We start from the raw sequence: 17,761 nt of genomic DNA, 5'->3' as shown, positions 1-17,761 counted from the left end.
TCCCTGTATGAGTATTATTAAAAAAATATTTAAAACTTCCCGTTCTCCTGAAGACGGGATTTTTTTTGATAAACTCGAGAAAATACTAGGCTTTAAGCCTAACAACCTGGAGCATTACAAAAAAGCATTCACCCATCGTTCGATGAACAAAACAGACGAGAACGGAAATCCGATCAATTACGAACGTTTGGAATTTTTGGGTGATGCCATGCTTGGCTCAGTAATTGCTTCACATCTCTTCAATAAAGTACCAAAAGGCGATGAAGGTTATCTGACAAAAATGCGATCCAAAATTGTAAGCCGTGAGCATTTGAATGAGCTGGGAAAAGACTTTAATTTAATCCAATTTGTTGAAAGCAAAGTTGCTCCACAGCATTTTGGCGAAAATGTACACGGAAATATTTTTGAAGCATTCATAGGTGCCATTTATCTGGATAAAGGCTTTTTATACTGTGAAAAATTCATCCACCGAAAAATCATCAAGCCATATGTCGACATTGACCGACTGGAAGGAAAAGTCATCAGCTACAAGAGCTTACTGATAGAATGGTGCCAGAAAGAAAAAAAATCTTTCAATTATGAAATTTACGACGACAACGGAACCGGCACTTTAAAATACTTCGGGGTAAAACTACACATTGACGGTAAAATCGTCGCTAAAGCACGGGCTACTTCAAAAAAGAAAGCAGAAGAAATTGCTTCAAAAAGAGCTTATTTTGTTTTTCAGTCACAAATTGACGCAAAGTAATCCGTATCCACCTAAAACTCAAACGTTTTCGTTAATAAATTAGCAAAAAGCTAACGTTACAAACCGTTTAAAGTCCCTTATTAATAGTATATTTACATTTTATTTTGAATTGTATGGCTATTCATAAATTACAGTTAGAAGATTTTGACCAGATAGATTATGATCTCATCGCCATACATACCACACTTGAAGATTACAGGTTAGCATTCAAAATAAATCAGCAATTGCAGATTTTGCTTTCTAAAAACGAAGAAGAAATCCCAATCGAAATCAACAAACAGAAAACTTCATTTTCAAGATTTACTTTTGAAGACGAAACAGCCATGATGAGTTGGGATTTAATACAGAACAAGCAGGATATGGAATTGCCGGTCCAAACCAAAAGCAATTCACTATTTGAAGACAATTGGGTTACCACCCAAGTAAATTTAATCAGCGAGCTTAAAAAAGTGGACTATTTTTTAAAAATAGAACACGACGAACAGATCAATACAAAAGAAATTATAACAAAAATTAAAAAGATTGATTCCATTAGCACAGTATATGCGATAGATGTGCATGAAATCAAATCGAAGAACAATTTAATATTTTAGTGATGCCTACAAGAAAGAAGACTAAAGTTGTTGCTACACTCGGCCCTGCCTGTAGCACAAAAGAGATCATAAAAAAAATGATGGAAGCCGGAGTTGATGTTTTCAGAATCAACTTCTCGCATGCTGACTACACTGATGTTGCCGAAAGAATCAGAATCATCAGGGAAATAAATGAAGAAGAAGGCTTCACTACCGCAATTTTAGCCGATTTACAAGGACCAAAATTACGCGTTGGTGTCATGAAAGAGGATGTAATCGTAAACGAAGGCGACTTGGTTACTTTCCAGACTACAAATGATGTTCCGGGAACACCGGACAATGTCTACATGACTTACAAAACTTTCCCTCAGGACGTAAACCCGGGCGAAAGAATTTTATTGGATGACGGAAAATTAATATTCGAGGCTGTATCAACAGACAGAGATGCTAAGGTTGTATGTAAAGTTATCCAAGGCGGCCCTTTAAAATCTAAAAAAGGAGTTAATCTACCTAACACAAAAGTTTCTTTACCTGCCTTGACTGAAAAAGATATCAGGGATGCAATTTTCGCAATTGAAAACAAAGTAGACTGGATTGCTTTATCTTTCGTAAGAACACCGGAAGACTTGAAAGATTTAAGAGATCTAATAGAACAACATTCGGATCATAAAATTCCGATTGTAGCCAAAATCGAAAAACCCGAAGCAGTTGAAAACATTGACAAAATTGTAGCTCATTGTGATGGCTTGATGGTGGCACGTGGTGACCTTGGAGTTGAACTTCCGGCACACGAAGTACCATTGATTCAGAAAAAATTAATCCACAGAGCTAAATTAGCCCGTATCCCGGTAATCGTTGCAACCCAAATGATGGAAACCATGATTACAAGTTTGACACCAACCCGTGCTGAAGTAAACGACGTTGCGAATTCGGTAATGGACGGTGCAGATGCCGTAATGCTTTCAGGAGAAACATCTGTAGGCAATTATCCGGTTCAGGTAATTGAAAAAATGACACAAATCATTGAAGCTGTTGAAGATTCACCATTAATTCAGGTTCCTCAAAAGCAGCCACAAATTAAAACCAACCGTTTCATCACAAAACACATATGTTACCACGCAGCGATTTTAGCGGATGACATCGAAGCCAAAGCGATTACAACATTAACCAATAGCGGTTATACAGCTTTCCAGGTTTCGGCATGGCGACCTCATGCACATGTTTTGGTATTCACTTCAAACAGGCGCATTTTAACGCAGTTGAATTTACTTTGGGGTGTACACGCATTTTTTTATGATAAGTTTGTAAGTACCGACGATACCATCGATGATATTAATGCCATTGCACATCAACAAGGATATGTCCAGAAAGGAGATATTTTAGTTAACCTTGCTGCTATGCCGGTTGTAGAAAAAGGAATGGTTAATACCTTAAGAATTTCCGAAATCGCATAAAAAAATATAATTCAGAATTCAAACCGTAGTTGTACCACTACGGTTTTTTTTATTTCTGTATTTAAGTTGGCCAGTGAAATTCCCAACAAACGGACGGAATCCTTCATTCGCTCCTGATACAACAATTCTTTAGCATTTTCAAACAACAAACCTTTATCGGAAATAAAATAAGGCAACGTTTTGCTTCTTGTCTGTTGCGTAAAATCACTGTATTTAATCTTTAACGTAATTGTTTTACCGGAGATTTTGTGTTTTAACAAACGACGGGACAACTCTTCAGCAATGCGCTCCAACTTCTCTTCCATAAAAATTTCAGAAGTCAGATTCGTATAAAAAGTATGTTCAGCCGCCACCGATTTAGTCGTTCTGTTAGGCTTTACCTGACTATTTGAAATCCCACGGACCAAATAGTAATAATGGCGGCCACTTTTTCCGAAATGCTCATCGAGATACTCAAATGTCTTCGATTTTAAATCGGCTCCGGTGTAAATCCCAAGCTGGTACATTTTTTCAGTAGTCACTTTACCGATTCCGTAAAACTTTTTCACATCCAAACCTTCAAGAAAAGCTTCCACATCATCAGGATTAATCGTTTTCTGTCCGTTAGGTTTATTATAATCCGAAGCTATTTTGGCTACAAATTTATTCACCGAAATACCTGCTGAAGCCGTTAGCCCAACTTCTTCAAAAATACGCTTCCTGATTTCCTGAGCGATAAGAGACGCACTTGGATTACCTTTTTTATTTTGGGTCACATCCAAATAAGCCTCATCCAATGAAAGTGGCTCAACCATATCTGTATAATCATGAAAAATCTTGCGTATTTTTTTGGAAATTTCTTTATAGCGGTCAAATCTTGGACGGACGAAAATCAGATCGGGACACAAACGTTTTGCCTGAATACCACTCATAGCACTGCGCACACCGAATTTCCGGGCTTCATAACTCGCAGCCGACACCACACCACGCATTTCATTGCCGCCAACAGCAAGTGGCTTACCCTTCAATTCAGGGTTATCCATTTGCTCGACAGAAGCATAGAAAGCATCCATATCGACGTGAATTATTTTTCTTAGTGGAATCGGATCGGTCATCACACAAATTTAATACCTTTATCCTATGATTGAAATAGAACGCAAATTTTTAGTTACCAACACCGATTGCATTTCTTTGGCTTCAAACCAAAACAGAATTGTACAGGGTTATTTAAACTCCAACCCCGAAAGAACCGTCAGAATACGAATTAAAGGCGATCAGGGATACCTGACTATAAAAGGTAAAGGCAACCAATCAGGAACAACAAGAATGGAATGGGAAACCGAAATACCGGTTAAAGAAGCCGAACAATTACTTTCTTTATGTGAAAAAGGCGTTATAGACAAAATAAGATACGAAATCCCAGCCGGAAACCACACATATGAACTCGATGTATTCTCAGGAGAAAACAAAGGCTTAATAATAGCCGAAATCGAATTAGCATCAGAAACTGAAGAATTTCTGAAACCGGACTGGTTAGGAGAAGAAGTTACGGGTGACGAAAAATATTACAATGCCTATTTAAGCAATCATCCCTACCAAAACTGGTAGATCACTCCTTTTTCTGGGCAATTTCTATTTTAACACGCATTTCACCTCCGGCCCTGTTCGTTGCCAGATACATGAAAGCAGCACGTGACAAATCAATTTCGCGGCTTCTTACATGTGGTCCTCTGTCATTCACTTTCACCAGAACGTGTTTACCGTTACGCAAGTTAGTCACTCTTAAAATGGTTCCGAATTTGAATTTACGGTGTGCCGCAGTAAATTTTTTATTATTGAAACGTTCTCCGCTGGCGGTTCTTCTTCCGTTGAACCTGTTGGCATAATAAGAAGCGTGAGCACTACTTTTATACAATTTGTAGTTATACAATCCTTCTTCAATAGAAAGACTGTCTATCGCCAGACTGTCAATAGTATCAGGCTTAATAGTATCCTGGATTTCAGTCAGGTCAAATTTATTTTTATCAAATTTCCTAAATGAGAAATTCGAAATTAACAACACAGCTATCGATGTGGTAATTACCATTAAAATTCTGTTTATCATATCAGTTTTATTTAACATCACACATCCTAACTCAAATACCGTACCCAAAAACAAAAAGCCCTAAAATAAGGACTTTTTGCTTTCTATATTACAACCATAAAGACCAAGGAATTCTGCTTAAAATCAAAAGCAATCCTATTCCGAAAAATATTGAAATAGTTTTGAATTTTGCAGTACTTTCAGCCAGTTTTTTATGTTTTGACCAACCTATCGTAATAAAAACGATGGCAATTATATTAATTAAAGGATGTTCCAAAGATGTCAAACGGGCCGCAGGATCTTTCATCTCACCCAATAAAGCTTTTCCTAATGGAGACACAAAATATAAAATCAAACCAACCAAAAGCTGAATATGGGCCGCTATAAGTCCGAACAAAGCAATCTTGCGGTCTGTTCCGGTGAACTCTCTTTTTGAAGAAAAACCTATCCCGCTGTTGACCACGACAATCAATACTAACAAAAGAGCTAAATAAGCCCATCCTGAGTGAAATTTTTGAATAAATTCGTACATTTTGACAATTTTAGTTTAAACAAATATAGCTAAAAAAACAAAACCATCTGCCAGGCAGATGGTTTTGAAATTTATAATTAATCTTACCGATTAGAAATTATACGAGAATGTAAAATTCCATGTTCTTCCGAAACCAAAATACACCTGATTAGCATTAGCAACACCATTGTATAATCTATTATTAGAAGCATAAGTACCTGCTGCTGGATTAGAAGGATTAACATAATCATCAGCGAAGATATTAGTTCTTGATTCAGAAATATAAATCTCATCTAATACGTTATTCACGTTTAATCTGAAACCGAAATACTCTTTTGCATCTTTATTTCTATTGATTTTAAAAGACATACCGGCATCAAGCAAACCATATGAAGGAAGTTCTAATGATCCTTTATTATTTTGAGCACTGAAAGAACGTGTATCAATAGAAGCATATAGTTTGTCAACCAAACGGTAGTTTGCATCAAATTTAAGGTTTTTAACAGGCTCAACTGTCGCTCCCAATGAAGCTGTCATTTGAGCTGCATCTCCAACTTTCACGTCATCCAAATAAAGAGGCGATGTAGACACCAATCCGTTAGATGCATTAAATTCATTAGCAGTTGCATTTCCTTTATAATACCAATTACCATAAGAGAACATACCATTAATCTTAACAGCGTTAATAGGTGCGTAGAAGAAATCTAATTCAACACCATCATGTACTTCCTGAATACCTGGCAATTCAACATACCCACCAGCGTTGCTACCTGAAGTAATCGTTCTTCTATCATATCTGTCTTTCCATGTTGTATGGTAAACATTAATATTTGCATTGAATTTCGGAGAACGGAAACCATATCCAGCTTCAACACCGAAAACTTTTTCATTCGTTAGATCTTCATTAACTACAGATTGATTATTAGGATAAACAGCTCTGAAATTTGGTTGTTTAGAATAATATCCAGAATTAACAAAAACATTCATTTGTTCAGTTAAATTATAGTTAATACCACCTTTAACGTTACCTCCTAGAATATTTTCATAATCTGTTTTATACAAAGGATCGGTTGTCAAATATTTAAAATAATCAGCGCGTTGGAATCCTTGTTGTGAAATTGCTCCTTGAACAAACGCTGTTAAATTATCTTTTGAATATTCAACCTGTGTAAAAGCACCATACCATCTAACAAATCCATCATTATTGTAATTGATTTTATTTTGGTAATCATAGCTTTTGAATGGATTCCAACTTGGTCTAGCTTCATACTCTCCGAAAACAGGACCAGCAGTTGTACCATTAATATCGTTGTTACTACCCGCAGAAGCAGTTGCCGGTGTATAATTACCATTATAAGCTTCAGCCCCTAACAAATTGTTAACTGACTGAAAGTGAATACCATGATAATAACGTCCATCTAAACCTAAGTCTACAGTAATATTTTCACCAATTTTTTTGTTCAAGTTAAAAACCCCACCGTACCAGTCATGTGAGTTAAATGAATTAACTTTTGAAATACCGGAAAAATTATTAGGTGTTGAACTTGCAGATGCATCATTTTGATAGTAACCATCAACTTTTTGTCTTGTCTGAGTCACTCCATTGATTACAACTGGTAATCCAGAGTTCCAATTATAGATTTTTTGAACATCAAGTGTTCCATCAGGCAATCTGAAAGCAGCATTTGTAGCAGCTAAACCTCTGATTCTTCCCACATTCGTTGCAGCACCGGCACCACGACCCCATGACCCATATACAACTGAAGACAATTTTGTTGTTTCATTAATTTTCCAATCCCAGTTTAAAGACATTACTGGTTTGTGGTAGAAGTTTGTACTAGTATTAAATACTCTACCGTTAAGATACCCCCAATCAGCATTGTATTTAGTATTTGGTTCTTTACCATCACCATACTTAATATAATCAGCAATAGTACTAGATGTAAACCTTTGGTTGTGCCATTGAGGCGCTCCGGTAAAAGTGAATTGAAAATCATGTTTTTCATTCAGCTCATATCCTAAACCAATAAAATAATTACTTGCCTGATAAGCAGTAGCATCAGCATAAGTACTACCTTCAGAACGACTATACAACACAGAAGCCGAAAGACCGTTTTTCATTTTACCTGTAGAATATGTAGCCAATAACTTGTATGAATTATTATTTGCTATTTGAGAAGAAACCATACCTCCTTCAGCTTTATCTGAAGATTTAGTTATAATATTGATTGTTCCTCCAACAGATGAAATTGCTAATTTAGAAGAACCTAGACCTCTTTGAACCTGCATAGCAGAAGTCACATCAGAAATTCCAGCCCAGTTACTCCAGAAAACCCTTCCGTTTTCCATATCATTAACAGGCACTCCATTCACCATTACTGCGATATTTTCCTGACTGAAACCACGAATATTAATTCTTGAATCACCAAAACCACCACCTGCTTTAGTCGCATATACTGAAGGAGTTGTATTTAACATCTCAGGAAATTCCTGATTTCCTAATTTTTCTCTGATTTCAGCAGCTTTGATTGTAGATACTGCAACAGGAGTTTTTCGGTCCTTTGCAACGTCAATTACTGTACTTTTAATTACAACTTCCCCTAATTGGTTGCTCTCGTCTTTTAATACGATAACTCCTAAGTCTGAAGAACTACCAACAATTGAATATTCAACTTTTTGGGTTTCATACCCTAAGTAAGAAATTACAAGCTTTCCGGTAGCTTTTGAAGAATTTAAGGTAAAACTACCGTCAAATCCTGTAGATGCACTGGTTGTTGTTCCTTCAATAACAACATTAGCACCCGGAAGCGGTCCGCTTTTATCCTGAACTGTTCCGGAAATTTTTCCCTGAGCAAATACAGACGAAATGCTTAAGAAAAAGAAAGTCACTAAAAACCAATTTTTCATGTTTCTCATTTGTGATGTTTAAATTTTTTGTTTGGAGCAAAATTCCAACAAATATTCAAGTTCAATGTTAAGCTAATGTTAACATTATGCAAGCATAACTTTCAACAAAATTCAATAAAAACAATAAAAAAGGTAATTATTATTGAAATAATATCTTAAAAAAGAATATTTTTTATCAAAAAACTATTTTTTTAAATAATTCCTCAATAAAAAAGCCGTGGAAGAATCGTGAGTTTTTACCTCCAAAGTGTTAAGTTCTTCTAAAATTGAATTAGCTAATTGTTTTCCTAATTCGACACCCCATTGGTCATAACTGAAAATATTCCAAATGACACCCTGAACAAAAATCTTATGCTCATAAAGTGCAATTAACGAACCTAATGTTTCAGGAGTCAAAGAGTTTATAAGTAAAGTATTAGTTGGTTTGTTACCATCAAATATTTTAAATGGTAGTAAAGAAAATGGATCATCGTTACCCAAACCGGCTTTTTCAAATTCAGCCAGAACTGCTTCTTTTGATTTCCCGTTCAGCAAAGCTTCTGTTTGGGCAAAGAAATTTGACATCAACTTATCGTGATGTTCTTTATTCCCATATAATGGTTTTTTAAATCCGATAAAATCAGTTGGTATCAACCTGGTTCCCTGATGAATCAACTGAAAAAAAGCATGTTGTGAATTGGTTCCGGGCTCACCCCAAATAATGGTTCCTGTTTGATAATTCACCGGATATCCATCCCTACCGATACTTTTTCCGTTACTTTCCATAATTCCCTGTTGGAGATATGGAGCCAGTTTTTGCAGATATTGCGAATATGGAATCAAAGCCTCACTTTCGGCACCAAAGAAATTGTTATACCAAACACTCAACAAAGCCAATACCACCGGAATATTTTGATCGAATGATTCATTTTTGAAATGCTTATCCATTGCATTTGCACCGGACAAAAGTTTTTCAAAATTATCATAACCAACAGCCAAACTGATTGTAAGTCCGACGGCACTCCATAAAGAAAAACGTCCGCCTACCCAGTCCCACATCGGAAATATATTAGCGGCATCGATCCCAAAAGCTGTCACTTTTTCAATATTAGTCGAAACAGCCACAAAATGCTTAGCCACATCCTCTTGCTTTGCCGATTTCAAAAACCAAGCTCGGATTGTTTCAGCATTTGAAAGTGTTTCCTGTGTGGTAAAAGTTTTCGAAGCCACTACAAACAAAGTCGTTTCCGGATTGATTTTCTTCAAAACTTCCTGAACATGATCACCATCAACATTCGAAACAAAATGCACATTAAGGTGATTTTTATAAAACTGTAATGCATCAACTACCATTGCCGGACCCAAATCTGAGCCGCCAATACCTATATTTACCACATCAGTGAAAGTCTTACCGGTAAATCCCTTTCTTTCGGATGAAATAATTTCTTTGGAAAAAAGCTCAATTTTTCTTTTTACCTCATAAATTTCCGGCATAACATTTTGGCCATTGACAAAAACCGAATCATTTTCCTTAGCACGTAAAGCAGTATGCAGAACTGCCCTATTTTCAGTTCTATTAATATTTTCTCCTGAAAATTGCGCTTCGATAGCTTCTTTCAAACCAACTTCTTCAGCTAATTTAAAAAGCAAATCCATTGTCTGGGTGTTTATTCTGTTTTTAGAATAATCAACCAAAAACTGATCCCATTGAATATGGAATTTATCAGCTCTGTCAGCATCTTCTGCAAACAAATCCTGCATATTCACATATTGCATGGTTTCAAAATGCTCTCTTAAGTTTTGCCAGGCTGAAGTTCCGCTGGGATTTATGGAAGATAAAGGCATGATTTTTTGTTTTATAGCAACTACCGAATAGCGAATTTACAATATTGATTTTGATAAATCACCAACAAAACCAGCTTGTGCCAAAGTTTCTTCAAACGAAAACGTTATAGTTGAAAACTTCTTTTATTCTCTAACTAAAATCATGAATTTCCCTTTCAAAAATTTCAGTTATTTGATTCCGGCCACACTGTCCAATTCCTTTTTCAAAGGCTCAATAAAAGCCAGGTAACGTGGTTTATTTCCCGCATTCATCGGAGTGGAATTTGGCAACTTCAGTTTCAAAGCATCAACTTGCTTACCGTTTTTCCAAAACCGGTAACATACGTGCGGTCCCGAAGCCAATCCCGTACTTCCAACTTTCCCAATTATCTGGCCTTGTCTTACTCGCTGACCGCGACGTACCAAAATTCGCGACATATGCAAATACTGCGTCGAATAGGTTTTATCGTGTTTAATTTTAACATGGTTACCGTTTCCAACCGTATATCCGGCCAATTCCACAACACCATTAGCAGTAGACATGATAGGTGTTCCATGTGGCGCTGCATAATCTGTTCCGTTATGCGGTTTGAAGAATTTCTGGACCGGATGGTAACGTCTTTTCGAAAAACGTGAAGTAATATTGATTGATTTCAAAGGTGCTTTCAGGAAGAAATTTTTCAACGCTTTTCCGTCTTCATCATAATATTCAATCCGGTCTTTGACAGATTGTTTAAAAGGAAAAGCATATACTTTTTTTCCCTTATACTCAAAAAAAGCACATTCCAAAGAATCGACTCCGTCATAAATAGAATCGTTAATATAGCGCTCTGTAAAAGTTACCGCAAACTTGTCTCCTTTTTTCGACTTGAAGAAATCGATAGACCATTTATACACATTTGTCAGTTTGGAAGAAAGAGACGCCGCCACACCTTCATTTTTCAATGTTTCGGAAAGCGAACCATTTAATTCTCCGGCTATAGTCCTTCTTCTGAAAGTAACCGGCTTGTATTTTTTAGTGGCTTTTGCAATTGAATCAGTAAAATCAACAATATAATAACTTAACTGATCCGGTTGGTAAATAAAATACTGTAGTTTTTTCGATTTGTCTTTGGACATCAACATCGTATAAGGCTTTCCCAATCGCATAATACGCACGTTGAAAGAATCCTTAACTTTAGCGATTATCTCATGAACCTGTTTACCGTTCAGGTTTTGTTTTTCAAGTACACTCCCGAAAGTATCATCTTTTTTTATGGTATCACGGACAACTGAAAAACTATTCAGCTTGAAACCGAAATCATAAACAATGGGTTCAGCCTTTTTCACTGGCTGAACCACATCTTTTTTATCATTTTTACAGGAAATCGTTAAAAAAATAACAATCAAAAAAGTAATGTATTTCTTCAAATGGAGCTTTTTTAGTACTATCCACCAAAAACAGTGAATAAAATAGATATAAAAGCTAATATAAGAATTTTTTATACATTCTCACCCCAGGATGCTAATTCTTCAGTCGACCAAAGTTCAGGGAAGAAAATCCTGCGTTGGTATCTTGGGTGCATGTATTTTTTCCAGTCACTGCCACCTGTCGCTTCTCCGTCACCTTTACCGTTGTCGATATATTTTTTAGCTGCATTGTAATGTCCCATCACCCAAGTGATATTAACGGTGTAATCATAATGACGCATTGCTTTTATCAGTTCAGGGTTTTGCTGATCCTGTTCAGGAAGCTCTTTGAATTTACGCCAAAGATTAATGGTATTGTATTCTTCCATGATACGGAGAAACTCCACTTTGTATTTTTCTTCAAACTGCTGCAGGAAATATGATTTCTGTCCGGTATGATAATCTTTCCCAGCAGCCTGCCAGTACAAATGCTCAAAAGCATGTGTATAGGGCGTATTCCTGTCGATTGATGCTCTAAAGCGATAATCTATTAAATTGATCAAATCGGTAGAACAGAATTCAATCATACGGTATTGTGCGCTCTGAAAACCACTGGCTGGAGTCAATGTGTGACGAAATTTCATATATTGTTCTACTTCCATTCCGTCTCCCATAATAGTAAAAGAAGTGGTCAGCATATCAAAGTAACGACTGATACGCATAAGTCTCTCGGTAAAGAAATCAGTCGTAAGATTATCGTTATGCGACACTTGTTTAATTTCCCAAAGAATCATTTTAAACAACAATTCATTCACCTGATGGTACATGATGAAAATATTTTCATCCGGCAATATTGTTCTCTGCACCTGAAGGTTCAGCAAAGCGTCTGTTTGAATATAATCCCAGTATGTTATGGGTTTTGACCAAAGCAATCCTTCCAGATACGCTTCGGTTTTTTGATTTAATCCTTTGTATTTCTGATCAATTTCGTCTACTAATCCTGAATAATCACTCATTATTTTTTTCTTTTATTATCATGAACGGATTTTTCAATCCTTTGAAAGCTTCCAAATCGGCTTTTAATGAACCAACGGCAAGACTGGCTTTGATGCGCAAAGGTATCTTATTTTCGTCATCAGAAATCCATACCGTTAAACTTTCCTGTTCTTTAAATACTCTTCCGGACTGTACAATCGGTCTGAATATCATTGTTTTTACCTTTCCGAATTTAGTCCGTAATGTTTCACGGCCAATATACTTCAATTTGAACTTGTATATTTCGTCATCAAAAAACATATCCATCGAAATAGACTCACCCACTTCCATTTTATCAATTTTGGGATGATTTCTCAAATAATAAAAGGAAGAAACAATGTCCTGAACATTTTCGGTAACATTAAAAGTCTTCTCCGTTTTGTTTTTGTAGTCTTTTACCAAAACTGTATTCTTATCCTGATTGAAAAAACCTTCCTGGTTTTTAGTATAACCACCTTCGTCAATTTTACGCAAGTATTGATAAGGTTTTGTGGTTTCTTTATCAAACTGGCTTTGATAATGATCATCTACTTTAAAAAAGAAGCGTGACATTCCCGAAGTAAATCCGTGCCCGACAGCATAAAAAACTTTCTTATTGTTACGGGTTGCTTCCTTAAGTTCAAGGGTCGCATAACCGGCATTAACCACTCCGTAATGGATTCTGAATTTAAACCATTCCCCAACATCATAGGCACTTGGTGCACTTGGCTTTTGTTTAGCTGCTGTTAAAGAAAGTAATAACGCGAAGAATATAAATCTTAATTTCATTTCTTGTTGATTTTAGTTTTCAAGAAAGGATACAATTTCCATTCCAAAAGTAATAAAAAACAAAAAAACCCAGTCATTGCTAACTGAGTTTTTATGCTATTAACCAACCAAAAAACTATAAATTATGAAAATTTATCAAAATTCATAAGGGAACCACCCCTTAGAATTCTGATGCAAATATATAGCGGCTTTTTAATTTTATCTAACAAAATTTCAACTTTAACATATTTTTATCAAAATGAAGTGTACTACAACGTTTTCTTTTGAATATTATTCAATAAAATTAAGTTTTTGTTAATACTAATTTAACAAATTCAATACCTGATTATAGAAAATAACTCAAAATCAATCCTTTACAAAATGCAAAAAATCCGGAAAATTGCATTTTCCGGATTTATATTCAATTTTTTATAATTTTTACAAAGTACCTCTCAAAGCCTGTTCTCTTTCAATTGACTCAAAAAGAGCTTTAAAATTACCGGCTCCAAAACCTCTGGCTCCCATTCTTTGGATAATTTCAAAGAAAAGTGTTGGTCTGTCTTCAACCGGTTTAGTAAATATCTGCAACAAATAACCTTCTTCGTCAGCGTCAATCATAATACCCAACTTTTGAAGTTCATTGATATCTTCTTTAAATTTAGACATATGATCTTTCAACCTTTCGGGAATTGCATCATAATAAGCCTGCGGTGGCGTACTCAAAAACTCAACACCTCTTGAACGCATATCTGCAACCGTCTTAATAATATCATCTGTTGCAACAGCAATATGCTGCACTCCTTCATCTTCGTAAAAATCCAAATACTCCTCAATTTGAGAACGCTTTTTACCGTTTGCAGGTTCATTAATAGGGAATTTGATGCGTCCATTCCCGTTAGACATTACTTTAGACATCAAAGCAGAATACTCTGTAGTAATTTGTTTATCATCAAAAGAAAGGAAATTCACAAATCCCATCACATCTTCAAACCATTTTACAGCTTCATTCATTCTGTTCCATCCTGTATTTCCAACCATATGGTCGATAAATTTCAATCCGACCGGTTCAGGATTGTAATCTGATTTCCATTCACTGTATCCTGGCAAAAAGATTCCGTTATAATTTTTACGTTCAACAAAAACAAAAACGGTTTCCCCGTAAGCTCCATAGATACCTGCTCGTACAACTTCCCCATTTTCATCATTTTCGACAACCGGTTCAAAATAAGGCTTCGCTCCGCGTTTTGTCGTTTCTTCAAATGAATGGCGGGCATCTTCAACCCAAAGAGCGATAACTTTAACACCGTCTCCGTGTTTTTTTACGTGTTCACCAATTGGCGAATTACTATTTAAAGCCGTGGTTAACACCAAACGGATTTTATCCTGTTTCAACACATAAGAAGCCCTGTCTTTTACCCCAGTTTCCAATCCGGCATAAGCCAAAGACTGAAAACCAAAAGCCGTTTTATAAAAATGAGCCGCCTGTTTAGCGTTACCTACGTAAAATTCAACATAATCTGTTCCTAATAGCGGAAGGAAATCCTGCGCTCCTTCAAATATTTTTTCTAGTCCGTATTCTACTGATTTTATTTCCTGTGACATGATAATCTGTATTTTATTAGGCAAATCAAATTGCCCGAAGTTGTGTTTCTTTAATTAATCTAACCAAGACTGATAATATTTCTCATCAGCAATTTTCATCGCATCTTCCGTAACCATCAAAGGTTTGAAAGTATCAACCATAACCGCTAATTCCTGAGTCTCTGTTTTACCAACACTTCTTTCTGTTGCGCCTGGGTGCGGTCCGTGCGGAATACCTGCCGGATGCAACGAAATATGACCCGCTTCGATATCATTACGGCTCATGAAATCTCCATCAACATAATACAACACCTCGTCACTATCAATATTACTGTGATTATAAGGTGCCGGAATAGATTGTGGGTGATAATCATACAAACGTGGCACAAACGAACAAATTACAAAAGCATCAGTTTCGAAAGTCTGGTGTACCGGTGGCGGCTGGTGAATACGGCCTGTTATCGGTTCAAAATCATGAATTGAAAGCGCATATGGATAGTTAAAACCATCATATCCCACTACATCAAAAGGATGGGTCGCATAAACCATTTCAAAGATTTCATCTTTCTTTTTCAACTTGATCACAAACTCACCTTTTTCGTCATAGTTTTCAAGCTCTTCAGGGCGGCGTATATCACGCTCACAATACGGAGAATGCTCCAAAAGCTGACCAAACCAGTTACGGTAACGTTTAGGTGTATAAATTGGACGATGCGATTCGACAATAAAAAGACGATTATCTTCAGTATCAAAATCTATTTTATAAATCATCCCGCGGGGAATAACAAGATAATCACCATACTTGAAATCGAGGTTACCCAACATGGTTCTTAATTTTCCTGTGCCGCGGTGGATAAAGATTACTTCATCCGAATCTGTGTTTTTATAAAAATAATCTGTTGTCGATTTTTTTGGCGCTGCCAAAGCGATATGACAATCCGAATTCGTCAAAACTATTTTACGGCTTTCAAGGAAATCATCTGTAGGTTCAACCTGAAAACCACGAAGTCTGTACGATTGAATATTATTGGCCTTGGCAATTTTCGGCGCAACCGAATACTGCTTTCTGATTTCTTTCACCTGAGTTGGACGGTGTACATGGTACATGTTGGTAGACATTCCGTCGAACCCGATAGTTCCGAATAATTGCTCATAATACAACTCACCGTTTTCCTTCCGGAATTGTGTATGGCGTTTCGAAGGTATTTTTCCTAATTTATGATAAAATGGCATCTTTTTTTATTTAAATTTTTAAAGTTCATGGTTTTAAGTCTGCTGACCAAAACACCAGTATAAATCAAAAAAGAAACGTACCTCATTCAGGATTGCGCTTGATGAGGAATTTTAAGTGTGCTAATAAACCTGCAAAAGTGGTTTTCATATACTACAAATATCGGAAAAAACTCTTATTTATTAAAACAAAAAATCCCAAATGATGAATTTGGGATTTGATGTATATATATTTGGAGATTATTCTCCGCCATTATTTAATTTACTATTCTTCTTGCTATAGCCGAAGTAAATTACAACTCCGATTAACATCCATGCGATTAGACGTAACCAGTTTGGCCAACCTAAACCGTAAACCATCGCCAAGCAAACCAGCACTCCTAAAACAGGAACCAATGGAACCAATGGTGTTTTAAATTCACGTTTCATATCAGGATTTGTTTTTCTTAATACAATAACTGAGATACAAACCAGGATAAAAGCAAACAATGTACCGATACTTGTCATATCACCTACGATATCACCAGGCACGAATGCAGCAAACAATCCAACAATTACAAAGATAATCATGTTAGCTTTGTAAGGTGTTTTATATTTAGGATGTACTTCACTGAATACTTTTGGCAATAAACCATCTTTACCCATTGAATAGAAAACTCTTGATTGTCCTAAAAGCATCACAAGGATTACTGAAGAGAAACCTGCCAGAATAGCCACAGTAACAAACTGTCCTAACCATTCGTAACCAACCATATATTTATTGATTGCATAAGCTACCGATGCCTCACCACCTTCACCTCTGAAATCTTCAACAGTTGCCACACCAGTTAAAACGTGCGCAAATAAGATATACAAAACAGTACACACTGCTAAAGATCCCAAGATACCGATAGGCATATCTTTTTTCGGGTTTTTAGTTTCCTGAGCTGCTGTAGATACCGCGTCAAAACCGATAAAAGCAAAGAATACCGTACCTGCCGCTCCTAAAATACCCATAATACCACCAAAATTATGATCCAAACCTTGCTTGTCAGTATAAATTGAAGGCTGTGGAATATACTCCGCGTGATTTGTCGGGTTAATAAACTGCCATCCCAAAACAATAATCAATAAAACGATAGCCACTTTCAAAACAACAATAATACCGTTTACAAAAGCAGATTCCTGCGTTCCTTTAATTAAAAGCAAGCTTAAAGCACCCACGATGAACAAAGCAGGCAAATTGATGATTCCGCTCACACCGTCTGCAGAAGTCTGGAACGGAGAGTGACACCACTCAAATGGTATGGGACTCGTATGAAAGACATTGACCAGTAAATTATTGAGATATTCACTCCAGGCAATACCAACCGTTGCAGCACCAACCGCATATTCTAAAATCAAATCCCAACCGATAATCCAGGCAAGAAACTCACCCATGGTTGCATAAGTATATGTATAAGCACTACCCGCGATTGGAATAGATGATGATAATTCAGCATAACATAAACCAGCCAACGCACATCCGATAGCCGCTACAATAAATCCGATTGTAACTGATGGTCCTGCACTGTTAGCAGCAGCCGCTGCCGTTCTAACGAATAAACCTGCACCGATAATAGCACCGATACCCAGCGCTACCAAAGTCCAAGCCGTTAATGTTCTTTTTAAACCCTTCTCTGAATCGGCCGCTTCAGCAAGTAGCAAATCAATAGATTTTCTTTTCCAAATTGACATAAAATT

The 17,761-nt window shown here is 36.4% G+C and carries 15 protein-coding genes; 4 read left to right on the top strand and 11 right to left on the bottom strand.

The genetic code is table 11. The features are described from left to right. Positions 1–7: 7 nt before the first annotated feature. The 3 genes from rnc (at position 8) to pyk (ending at position 2,774) form a co-directional block, all read left to right on the top strand. The gene (gene rnc, locus NAT51_RS10675) at positions 8–748 is read left to right on the top strand and encodes a ribonuclease III (RefSeq protein ID WP_250598895.1); all 741 of its coding nucleotides are present in this window, start codon (positions 8–10) and stop codon (positions 746–748) included. Positions 749–861: 113 nt separating this feature from the next. Further along, positions 862–1,341, top strand: a complete 480-nt coding sequence (locus NAT51_RS10670; protein WP_250598894.1) for an IPExxxVDY family protein — start codon at positions 862–864, stop codon at positions 1,339–1,341. 2 nt (positions 1,342–1,343) lie between these two features. Continuing rightward, entirely contained in the window at positions 1,344–2,774 is a 1,431-nt protein-coding gene (gene pyk, locus NAT51_RS10665; RefSeq protein ID WP_250598893.1) for a pyruvate kinase, read from the top strand. Between the two features lie 11 nt (positions 2,775–2,785). Here the strand turns inward: pyk and dinB are convergent, their stop codons facing one another. Then, positions 2,786–3,868 (bottom strand): DNA polymerase IV, encoded by a 1,083-nt coding sequence (dinB, locus tag NAT51_RS10660; protein ID WP_250598892.1) that lies wholly within the window; start codon positions 3,866–3,868, stop codon positions 2,786–2,788. A gap of 25 nt (positions 3,869–3,893) precedes the next feature. On the opposite strand from dinB, the gene NAT51_RS10655 reads away from it, so the two are divergent. Next, positions 3,894–4,361, top strand: a complete 468-nt coding sequence (locus NAT51_RS10655) for a CYTH domain-containing protein (protein WP_250598891.1) — start codon at positions 3,894–3,896, stop codon at positions 4,359–4,361. Position 4,362: 1 nt separating this feature from the next. Here NAT51_RS10655 and NAT51_RS10650 read toward each other — a convergent pair whose 3' ends face one another. The 10 genes from NAT51_RS10650 to NAT51_RS10605 all read right to left on the bottom strand — a co-directional run bounded on the left by NAT51_RS10650 (position 4,363) and on the right by NAT51_RS10605 (position 17,755). Then, the gene (locus NAT51_RS10650; protein WP_250598890.1) at positions 4,363–4,857 is read right to left on the bottom strand and encodes a septal ring lytic transglycosylase RlpA family protein; all 495 of its coding nucleotides are present in this window, start codon (positions 4,855–4,857) and stop codon (positions 4,363–4,365) included. An 88-nt stretch (positions 4,858–4,945) separates the two neighbouring features. Beyond that, positions 4,946–5,368, bottom strand: a complete 423-nt coding sequence (locus NAT51_RS10645) for a hypothetical protein (protein WP_250598889.1) — start codon at positions 5,366–5,368, stop codon at positions 4,946–4,948. A gap of 90 nt (positions 5,369–5,458) precedes the next feature. After that, positions 5,459–8,263: a TonB-dependent receptor gene (locus NAT51_RS10640; protein WP_250598888.1), complete on the bottom strand. Its 2,805-nt coding sequence runs from the start codon at positions 8,261–8,263 to the stop codon at positions 5,459–5,461. A 174-nt stretch (positions 8,264–8,437) separates the two neighbouring features. After that, complete coding sequence (gene pgi, locus NAT51_RS10635) at positions 8,438–10,078, bottom strand: glucose-6-phosphate isomerase (protein ID WP_250598887.1); 1,641 nt, start codon at positions 10,076–10,078, stop codon at positions 8,438–8,440. 168 nt (positions 10,079–10,246) lie between these two features. Next, positions 10,247–11,467: a M23 family metallopeptidase gene (locus tag NAT51_RS10630; protein WP_250598886.1), complete on the bottom strand. Its 1,221-nt coding sequence runs from the start codon at positions 11,465–11,467 to the stop codon at positions 10,247–10,249. Positions 11,468–11,538: 71 nt separating this feature from the next. Then, positions 11,539–12,462, bottom strand: coding sequence for a tryptophan 2,3-dioxygenase family protein (locus tag NAT51_RS10625; protein ID WP_250598885.1), 924 nt, complete (start codon positions 12,460–12,462; stop codon positions 11,539–11,541). Then, positions 12,455–13,249, bottom strand: coding sequence for a DUF3108 domain-containing protein (locus tag NAT51_RS10620; RefSeq protein ID WP_250598884.1), 795 nt, complete (start codon positions 13,247–13,249; stop codon positions 12,455–12,457). Before NAT51_RS10620 ends, NAT51_RS10625 begins: the two co-directional genes overlap by 8 nt. Positions 13,250–13,666: 417 nt before the next feature. After that, positions 13,667–14,830, bottom strand: a complete 1,164-nt coding sequence (gene hppD / locus NAT51_RS10615) for a 4-hydroxyphenylpyruvate dioxygenase (protein ID WP_250598883.1) — start codon at positions 14,828–14,830, stop codon at positions 13,667–13,669. A gap of 54 nt (positions 14,831–14,884) precedes the next feature. Then, positions 14,885–16,042: a homogentisate 1,2-dioxygenase gene (locus NAT51_RS10610; RefSeq protein ID WP_250598882.1), complete on the bottom strand. Its 1,158-nt coding sequence runs from the start codon at positions 16,040–16,042 to the stop codon at positions 14,885–14,887. A 237-nt stretch (positions 16,043–16,279) separates the two neighbouring features. Next, positions 16,280–17,755 carry an amino acid permease gene (locus tag NAT51_RS10605; RefSeq protein WP_250598881.1) on the bottom strand — a complete coding sequence of 492 codons (1,476 nt, stop codon included), beginning with the start codon at positions 17,753–17,755 and terminating at the stop codon, positions 16,280–16,282. Positions 17,756–17,761 lie beyond the last annotated feature (6 nt).

This window comes from Flavobacterium amniphilum (assembly GCF_023634845.1).
GTDB lineage: Bacteria > Bacteroidota > Bacteroidia > Flavobacteriales > Flavobacteriaceae > Flavobacterium > Flavobacterium amniphilum.
Note: the sequence above shows the minus strand (reverse complement) of the source record. Positions and strands in the feature narration are given on the sequence as shown.